Origin of the sequence: Nocardia sp. alder85J (genome assembly GCF_020176955.2) — a bacterium.
GTDB lineage: Bacteria > Actinomycetota > Actinomycetes > Mycobacteriales > Mycobacteriaceae > Nocardia.
Map to the genome: position 1 here is coordinate 190,187 of NZ_JAIUCZ020000015.1, position 8,406 is coordinate 198,592.

Annotated in this window: 7 protein-coding genes and 2 pseudogenes; 6 read left to right on the forward strand and 3 right to left on the reverse strand. The window is 65.0% G+C overall.

Annotation, left to right across the window (positions count from 1 at the left end; translation table 11 throughout):
* Positions 1-188 precede the first annotated feature (188 nt).
* Positions 189-1,703: an aldehyde dehydrogenase family protein gene (locus LBW94_RS40400; RefSeq protein ID WP_225062773.1), complete on the forward strand. Its 1,515-nt coding sequence runs from the start codon at positions 189-191 to the stop codon at positions 1,701-1,703.
* Between the two features lie 168 nt (positions 1,704-1,871).
* Here the strand turns inward: LBW94_RS40400 and LBW94_RS40410 are convergent, their stop codons facing one another.
* Complete coding sequence (locus LBW94_RS40410; protein WP_225062836.1) at positions 1,872-2,699, reverse strand: transposase family protein; 828 nt, start codon at positions 2,697-2,699, stop codon at positions 1,872-1,874.
* Between the two features lie 89 nt (positions 2,700-2,788).
* Between LBW94_RS40410 and LBW94_RS40415 the strand changes: the two genes are divergently transcribed.
* From LBW94_RS40415 to LBW94_RS40425, 3 genes are read left to right on the forward strand one after another with little or no spacing between them, the layout of a single operon-like run.
* Positions 2,789-3,541 (forward strand): SDR family NAD(P)-dependent oxidoreductase, encoded by a 753-nt coding sequence (locus LBW94_RS40415; RefSeq protein ID WP_266273300.1) that lies wholly within the window; start codon positions 2,789-2,791, stop codon positions 3,539-3,541.
* 28 nt (positions 3,542-3,569) lie between these two features.
* The gene (locus tag LBW94_RS40420; RefSeq protein ID WP_225062796.1) at positions 3,570-4,031 is read left to right on the forward strand and encodes a hypothetical protein; all 462 of its coding nucleotides are present in this window, start codon (positions 3,570-3,572) and stop codon (positions 4,029-4,031) included.
* A 29-nt stretch (positions 4,032-4,060) separates the two neighbouring features.
* Positions 4,061-5,068, forward strand: coding sequence for an IS3 family transposase (locus tag LBW94_RS40425; RefSeq protein ID WP_225062797.1), 1,008 nt, complete (start codon positions 4,061-4,063; stop codon positions 5,066-5,068).
* A gap of 24 nt (positions 5,069-5,092) precedes the next feature.
* Here LBW94_RS40425 and LBW94_RS40430 read toward each other — a convergent pair.
* Positions 5,093-5,326 (reverse strand): annotated as a pseudogene (locus LBW94_RS40430) (DDE-type integrase/transposase/recombinase); the annotation flags it as partial.
* Between the two features lie 150 nt (positions 5,327-5,476).
* On the opposite strand from LBW94_RS40430, the gene LBW94_RS40435 reads away from it, so the two are divergent.
* Together LBW94_RS40435 and istB are read left to right on the forward strand one after the other, a co-directional pair.
* Positions 5,477-6,832: a Mu transposase domain-containing protein gene (locus LBW94_RS40435; RefSeq protein ID WP_225062769.1), complete on the forward strand. Its 1,356-nt coding sequence runs from the start codon at positions 5,477-5,479 to the stop codon at positions 6,830-6,832.
* The gene (istB, locus tag LBW94_RS40440) at positions 6,829-7,677 is read left to right on the forward strand and encodes an IS21-like element helper ATPase IstB (RefSeq protein WP_225062770.1); all 849 of its coding nucleotides are present in this window, start codon (positions 6,829-6,831) and stop codon (positions 7,675-7,677) included. The genes LBW94_RS40435 and istB overlap by 4 nt, the downstream gene beginning before the upstream one ends.
* Positions 7,678-7,751: 74 nt before the next feature.
* Here the strand turns inward: istB and LBW94_RS40445 are convergent.
* Positions 7,752-8,285: pseudogene (locus LBW94_RS40445) on the reverse strand (helix-turn-helix domain-containing protein); the annotation flags it as partial.
* Positions 8,286-8,406 lie beyond the last annotated feature (121 nt).

Genomic DNA, 8,406 nt, shown 5'->3' on the forward strand with positions numbered 1-8,406 from the left:
CCATGTAGTGCCGCTGGCGCTACAACCGTTCGCCGGGGTGACACGAAGTGCCCTCCTGACGGGTTCCTGGACCGCATACGCGAATTCTCGACCCGAACTCCGTTGACCGACTTCGGACTGCAGCAAGAGTGCGGTGATGTAGCGGTCGCGGGTTCCCAACTCAACCAACGCCCACCTTCAAGGCAGATATGACAGTCATCAGCAATCCCATCGGACCGGGGACAGCCGCGGGAGCCGGTTCCAACGACCTTCTGGAGCCTTCGGCGACCCGACTTCGGGAGTTACTCGACGCCCAGCGTCATGCGTTTCTCTCTCGCGATCGGCTCTCCCTGAGCGAACGCCGCGACCGCATCGATCGGTTGCTTCTGCTGCTGACCGAGAATGCCGACGCGTTCGGAGAAGCGTTGAACGCCGACTTCGGACACCGGCCGGGTACTGTCAGCAAACTATCGGACATCATCGGCGAGCTCGGTGACATTCAGCTGACCCGGGCACGCTTGGGAGCGTGGATGCGCCCCCACACACCGATGCGCGGCTCCCGTTTGTTCGGCGTCGGCGGCAAGATCGAACAGGTTCCGCTCGGCGTTGTCGGGATCATCGGTCCGTGGAACTTCCCACTTGGGTTGGTGGTCGAACCCGCGGCTGCGGCGCTGGCCGGCGGAAATAATGTGATGATCAAGTTCTCCGAGGTCACGAGCAGGACGGCCGCGTTGTTCGTGGAGAAGGTCGCCGAGTATTTCGACCCGACGGAGGTCGTCACGGTGACTGGCGGGTCCGCTGTCGGGGCGGCGTTCAGTAACTTGCCTTTCGATCACTTGTTCTTCACCGGCTCGCCGAAAGTTGGCGCACTCGTGGCGGAAGCTGCTGGTCGCAATCTTGTTCCAGTCACTCTCGAACTCGGTGGAAAGAACCCGGTAGTCGTCGATCCCGGCGCGGACATAACGCGTGCCGCGGAGCGCATCATAGCAGGGCGTCTGATGAACGGCGGCCAGGTATGCCTGTGTCCCGAACTCGTTTTCGTCCCCGAGAATACGACCGCGAAGTTCATCGAGGTGGCTCTGCGCCAAGCTCAGGCGATTGCGACGGCCGACGGTGGTCACGTGTCGGTTGTCAACAATGCGAATTTCGATCGGCTGGTGGACATCATCGATGATGCGCGTGCCGGCGGTGCAACGGTGCACGAAGCGCTGCCGGGCGAGCAGCCGGATCCGACCGCCCGCAGAATCCCGCCGGTGATTGTCACCGACTTCGATGACGGTATGCGGATCTCCGAAGAGGAAATTTTCGGCCCGATCCTCATGGTCCGATCCTATCGGTCGATCGATGAAGTCATCGAGTACGTGGGACAGCGGCATTCACCTCTCGCAGCCTATTGGTTCGGTCCCAAGGGCGCTGCCTTCCACGCGTTTACGCAACGTGTCCGCTATGGGGGGATGACCGTCAACGACGTCGCCCTGCATGCCGGAATCCCACTGCTGCCCTTCGGCGGCGTGGGGCACAGCGGCTCGGGTGCTTACCACGGTAAGCGGGGATTCGAGACGTTCACCCATACCCGCGTGACTGTCACGAGTAACCTTCCGATATCCATGGGCGCTTTCGTGACGCCGCCACTCGGTCGGCTGACCGGTACCTTGATCGACAAAATCCTCGCCCGATCGGCAAAGACAGCGCGCCGCCGGCTGCGCTCGTCGTCGGCGGTATGAGCGCAGGAGAACAGGAAAGCATGATGAATACTCCTGCCGCACAATCGTCATCGGTGGCTCTGGTCACTGGAGGAGCCAGCGGGATCGGCCTGGCAGGCGTCGAGCGCCTCGCTGAGCGTAGATTCCGGATCGCAGTGCTCGATCTCAGTGAGGTGATCCCAGCGACTTTCATGAGATCATTTGATGTTCGAATTGTGTGAGTACGAGAGCGGCTTTCACGAGGCCGCCGGCTCGTTCGGGGCTGATGGTGATGCGCTGCAGCGCCCTCCAGCGTTGACTGAGCAGCGCGAACCCGCGTTCGCCGAGGGCACGCATGCCACGGAGCAAGGCGTTGTAGGCGCGGTTGTCGACATGCAGATGTTCTCCGGGCGGCTGTTTGACAGGGGTGTGGACGCCGATGCCGGCGCCTTCGTAGCCGCTGTCTGCGAGGGTGGGCAGGTTCAGATGTGTTGCGGCCCGGTAGAGGTCGGCGAAGGCCAGTTCCCGGGCGGCGTTGATGTCGTGGATCGAGCCGGGGTTTTCGTCGCTGACCCACAGCGGGATTCCCTGCGGACTGGATACCGCTTGGATGTTCGCGCCCTGGGTGCGGGCTTTCCCGGAGTACCACAGGTCGATGACCTCGTCTTTCACGCTGACGGTCTTCTCGCCGACGCGGTCGGTCTCGAAGATCTTCCCGTCGAGGATGACGTAGGCCATGCCTTCGGCGGCGGCTCGTTCGAGGGCTTCGCGGAGTTCGGGTGCTTGGGCGGCAAGGACTTTCACGCCTTCGTCGCGGTACCGGTACGCGGTGGAGCGGCCGAGACCGAATCCGGTGCCGAGAATCGCCACGTCGTCGCGTTTGCGCATCCAGGCCAGCACGAACACCGCTTGCTTCCACGGGGTCAGTGCGCGGGTACCGCGGCGGGTGCCGAGTCGGCGGCGTTCACCGGCCAGCAGCCGCGACACGTAGTCGACCAGTTCACGCGGGACGTCGAGCATGGCAGAATAGGCGATCACGTGGAGTCCTCTGAGGGTGTGAATTCTGTGGTAAGAACTCACTTACAGGGGGCTCCACGCCTTTCCCGGCATTGCCCGGTATTCCTCGAATGTGCGTGTCTGATGGGCGATTGCGCCCATTCCATCGCTGGGATCACCTCAGTGAAAAGGCGCTGCTCGAGGTAGCAAATCGGTTCGGAGACAAGGTGGCCACCTACGCTGTCGACGTCTCCGATCTCGAGGCGTTGAGTGCGGTCGTCGACAAGATAGAGAACGACCTCGGTGCGATCGAGCACGTGTTCGCATGTGCCGGAGTGGCACGGGTTGGGCCGACCTTGTCGGTCCCGCGCTCGGATGTCGAGTTGATGACACGAGTGAATTACGGTGGCGTTGTCAACCTCGTGTATGCGGTGCTGCCGAGAATGATCGAGCGGCACCGCGGTGAATTCGCAGTGGTCGCCTCCCTCACGGGAATCGTCGCGCCGCACAAGATGGCCGCCTACGGTGCGACCAAAGCCGCGGTGATCGGATTCCTGGAATCACTCCGCTACGAAATCGACGGAACAGGGGTGAAGCTCGCTTGTGTCTGCCCGGAAGCCGTCAAGACCCCCATGGCTACGGACTTCTTCGAGAACCCGAACAAGCGCGGCCGCGCGTTGAAGACGGCGATCACTCCGCGGCAGGTTGTTGCTACAACCGAGAAGGGTCTGGCCCGAGGACGATTCCTTGTCTTGCCCGGTCCGGTGTCGAAGGGCATGTGGCGCGTGCAGCGCTTGCTGCCCGGCCTTACCCGGGCGTTGCAGTCGATCCCCTGTCTGTCAGTCTGGGATGAGACAGGGGGACGCTGTACTCCTTTGAGGTAGACCAGGGCGAGACAGGAACGATCGAGCAGTGACGATGACCTTGGCCGACCAGGCCGCCGCGACGGCGGCGGGGCAGAATGGGCCGGTGGGCAAGAAGACGGGGCGGCCGGCGCGGCGCACGTTCACCGCCGCGTACAAGGCGCGGATCCTCGCCGAATACGACGCCCTGCCAGAAGGCGGCCCGGAACGCGGCGCCTTGTTGCGGTCGGAGCGTCTCTACCATTCCCATATCGAGCATTGGCGTAAACAACAGTCGAAGGGAACTCTGTCCGCGACGACCGGGAAACCGGCGAAGGATCCGGTGACCGAGGAGTTGGAACGGCTGCGGGCGGAGAACCGGAAATTGAAATCCGATTCCACGCAGCTGGCGGCGAAGAACGAGAAACTCGAGTCACAACTGGGTAAGACCAAGGCTGCCCTGGATCTGGCGGGAAAAGCCTTCGCGCTCTTGGAACAGATCTCCGAGAGCGCGGATTCCGACGGCAAGTAGACGCCATCCTCACCCAGCAGACGCCGGGATTGGAACAGCTACTGGGTGTTTCGGCGACCTGTTCGCTGTTGGGAAGGTCTCGTGCCACCGAGTATCGGCGCCGTAATCCGATACCGCACCCGCGCCGGCAACGGCGGCCGGGTCGGCATCCGGCGCAGCTCAGCGACGCCGAGCGCGACCGGATTCTGGCGGTGCTGGACTCGCCGCGGTTCGCGGACAAAGCACCCGCGCAGGTGTGGGCGGTGCTCCTCGACGAGGGCGTCTACCTGGCCAGTGTGGCCACCATGTACCGACTACTGCGTGAGCGCGGCCAGACCGGCGAACGCCGCGCCCAAGCCATCCACCCGCCGCGCAAGAAACCCGAACTGATGGCCGACGCACCGAACCAGGTGTGGTCGTGGGACATCACGAAATTGAAAGGCCCCGCCCGCGGAATCTATTATCAACTGTATGTCATCCTCGACATCTTCTCCCGCAAGGTGATCCATTGGGAGATCTGGCCCACCGAAACCGGTGAACTCGCCAAAGAATTCATCCTCCACGCCATCGAAGCAAATAACGGCGTCATACCCGGCGCTGTCCACGCCGACCGCGGCACGTCGATGACATCGAACACCGTCGCCGGCTTGTATGCACGGCTCGGGGTCGACCAGTCCCATTCCCGGCCACACGTGTCGAACGATAACCCCTTCTCTGAAGCGAACTTCAAAACCTTGAAGTACTGCCCAGCATTTCCCGGCGCGTTCGGTTCGCTGGAAGACGCACGCCAATTCTGCGCGGCGTTCTTCCGGTACTACAATTACGAGCACCGCCATTCCGGGATCGCATGGCACACAGCAGCATCGGTACACGACGGCACCGCCGCCGGGATCCAGCAACGCCGAGCCCAGACCCTGGACCAGGCATTCACGGCTCACCCCGAACGCTTCCACGGCCGCCGACCGCTACCACCCAGGCTGCCGATCCGGGTCTGGATCAACGAACCGCCAGCCACCCTCCGAACCGACCACCCGCCACAAACCCCCTACGCAGCCTGATGTCTCATCCGGATTGACAGCTTCCGGGGTGATCCGCTGGTGGCGGGCCCCGAGTAGTACTTTCGCGAAGTCTCGGGCTTTGTAGCAGGCGCCGTTGTCGGTGACGATCCGCTCGATCCGGTCGATGCCGTGCGCGGCGAAGAACGCTTGCGCCCGGAACATGAAACCTATTGCGGTGACTGCTTTCTCGTCGTCCAAGGCTTCGGTGTAGGCCAGCCGGGAGTAGCCGTCGACCGCGGTGTGCCCGAACGCGTAGCCGGGCTGACGGCGCTCACTGAATCTCCCCACTGACGCTCATCGAAATTCCCCATTTGCCCGTGTGGCTTCGTCGTGAAGGGCGGGCCTCTTCCGAAGCTGGTGGTTACCACACCTGACCAGCAGTTTCGTTCGGAGGAGGCCCGCTTTTCCATGTTGACACGTGAGGAAGATGTGGAAATCAGTGCCCTGCGCGCCCGAGGCTGGACGATCTCCCAGATCGCCCGCCACACCGGCCGCGACCGCAAGACGATCCGCGCCTATCTGGCCGGGGAACGCCAGCCCGGGGTCCGGAAACGACACCAGCCCGACCCGTTCGAACGGTTCGTGGACTATGTGACCGCCCGCCTGACCGAGGACCCGCACCTGTGGGCGCAAACCCTGTTCGACGAGCTCGAACCTCTCGGGTTCGGGTTGTCGTATCAGTCGCTGACCCGCAACATCCGCGCCCGCAAGCTCCGTCCGGTCTGCCAAGCCTGCCGGAGGGTGACCGAACGCCCCAATGCCGTCATCGCGCACCCACCCGGTGGTGAAACCCAATGGGACTGGGTCGATCTGCCCAACCCACCGCAGTCGTGGGGGTGGGGCGCGAACGCGCACCTGCTCGTCGGGTCCCTGGCCCACTCCGGCCGCTGGCGCGGCTATCTCGCGCCGGCCACCGACCAGCCGCACCTGATCGAGGGCCTGGACCGGGTCGCTCGCGCCCTGGGCGGGGTGACCGGGTCGTGGCGGTTCGACCGCATGTCCACTGTCTGCTATCCGTCGTCGGGGCAGGTCACCGCGTCGTTCGCCGCGGTGCTCAAGTACTACGCCGTGCTGCCGGAGATCTGCCCGGCCCGCGCCGGCAACCGCAAAGGAGTGGTCGAGAAAGCCAATCACACTGCCGCGCAACGCTGGTGGCGCACCCTCGCCGACGAACTCACCGTCGAACAGGCACAAGCGAGCCTGGACAAGTTCTGTTCACTGCGCACCGACACCCGGCTGCGGCCGACCGCCGACGGCCGGGCCAGCGTCGCGACGATCGCGGCACGAGAACCATTGCGGCCGTTACCTGCTGACCCGTATCCGGCGATGGTCACCGAACCGAGGGTTGTGTCCCGGCAGGCGATGATCTCCTGGCGCGGCAACCGCTACTCGGTGCCTCCCGAGCTGGCCGCGGCGACGGTCATCGTCGCACAACCGTTACGCGGCAACACCATCGACATCGCCACCACAGCCGGGATCGTGATCGCCCGACACGAACGCGCCGCCGACGGCCTCGGCGCCACGGTCCGTGACCACGGCCACGTCGTCGCGCTCGACCGCGCGGCGATGGAGTCGGCGAACACCGGCCGCCCGCACCGCCGCAAGGAACGCATCCCACCCGGCGACGCCGCCCGCGCCGCCGCCGCGGCCCTGCGGGCAGCCGCCGATCCCGCCGACACCAGCACAGCCGCATCGGCGGTCACCAGCAACATCACCGATCTGGCCGCCTACGAGCGCGCCGCCACCGCCAGGAGCCGCAAATGACCACCAGCCCGAACAAGACCGCCCGCCGAGCCACGAAAGCCGCCGGCGCCGACGAGACCGCGACCCGCTACCAGCAGCTCCGCTCGCATCTGGCGACGCTGAAACTCCACGCCGCCGCCGAAGCCCTCCCACGGATCCTCGAAGACGCCGTCGCGCAGAACCTCTCGGCGACAGCGACTTTGGAGAAACTACTACGCATCGAGGTCGACGACACCGAAGCCCGCCGGCTGAACGGGCGTCTCCGGTTCGCGAACCTGCAAACCCCCGCGTCGCTGGACAACTTCGACGTCGATGCCGCCTCCGGGATCGACCGGCCGCTGCTCGACGAGCTCGGCACCTGCCGGTTCCTCGAATCCGCGACCAACGTCCTGCTGATCGGCACCCCCGGCACCGGAAAGACCCATCTGGCAACAGGACTCGCCCGCGCGGCCGCCCACGCCGGTTACCGCACCTACTTCACCACCGCCGCCGATCTGGCTGCCCGCTGCCACCGCGCGGCGATCGAGGGCCGGTGGGCGACCACCATGCGGTTCTACGCCGGACCGGCCTTGCTCGTCATCGACGAACTGGGCTACCTGCCGTTGCCGGCCGAGGCGGCATCAGCCTTGTTTCAGGTTGTCTCGCAACGATATTTGAAGACCTCGATCGTGATCACCACCAACCGAGGTGTCGGGTCGTGGGGCGAAATCCTCGGAGACAACACCGTCGCGGCCGCACTCCTGGACCGCCTGTTACACCGGTCGATGGTCATCAACCTCGACGGCGACTCCTACCGGCTACGCGATCATCACGCAACCGCGGACAACCTCCGGCGGGCAACCACCGGCAATCGCGAGCCCCTATAATCGTGACCGCCCACGGGTGAGGCATTTCGACGAGCCCAGTTGGGGAATTTCGATGAGCGCAGTCAGGGCCGCTTGCGTTTGCCCGCCGACCGGGCGGCCAGGTCCTGGGCTGATCCCCGTCCGTGGACGCGCCAGCCGCCGCCGTCAGGAATCCGGCCGGCCTTCTTGATATCGACGTGCACCATATGGCCCGGCCGGCGGGCGATGATCCGCCGCGGTGCCCGGTTCGGTTCACCGCCGGGGTCCAGGAACCGGCGGCGGTTCAACCCGAGCCGGACCAGGTGCCGACCGATCGTGCGCACCGAGATCCGGGTGCCCTCGGCCGCCAGCTCGAGCCCGATCCGGCGCGCGGACCATTTCCGGGACCGGCGCAGGTACTCGATGCGGGTCACGATCTCGACCGGGGCCGCCGACGGTGACCTGTGTGGCGTCGGGGACCGATCGAGCAGACCGAGTTCACCGTGACGACGGAATCTGTTGACCCACTTCGACGCGCATTGCCGCGAGATACCCATCTCCGCGGCGACGTGGGCGATCGGGCGAGTACGGCAGCGTTGCACGAGCCGGTGACGGCCCTCGACAGTGAGCGGGGCATTACGGTGAGACACGGCGGTTCTTTCGGGTCGTGGCTGATGTGGTGTTGGCGCTTCACATCCTGCCGCCGAAAGAACCGCCCCTCAGCTCACCCCCACACCCACGTCACCAACGTCACGACCCACAACAACTAGT

Excerpts from the sequence above, each read along its gene's own strand:
- LBW94_RS40415 (WP_266273300.1), top strand. The coding sequence starts at position 2,789 with ATGTGCGTGTCTGATGGGCGATTGCGCCCATTCCATCGCTGGGATCAC.
- LBW94_RS40435 (WP_225062769.1), top strand. The coding sequence starts at position 5,477 with ATGTTGACACGTGAGGAAGATGTGGAAATCAGTGCCCTGCGCGCCCGA.
- istB (WP_225062770.1), top strand. The coding sequence starts at position 6,829 with ATGACCACCAGCCCGAACAAGACCGCCCGCCGAGCCACGAAAGCCGCC.
- LBW94_RS40400 (WP_225062773.1), top strand. The coding sequence starts at position 189 with ATGACAGTCATCAGCAATCCCATCGGACCGGGGACAGCCGCGGGAGCC.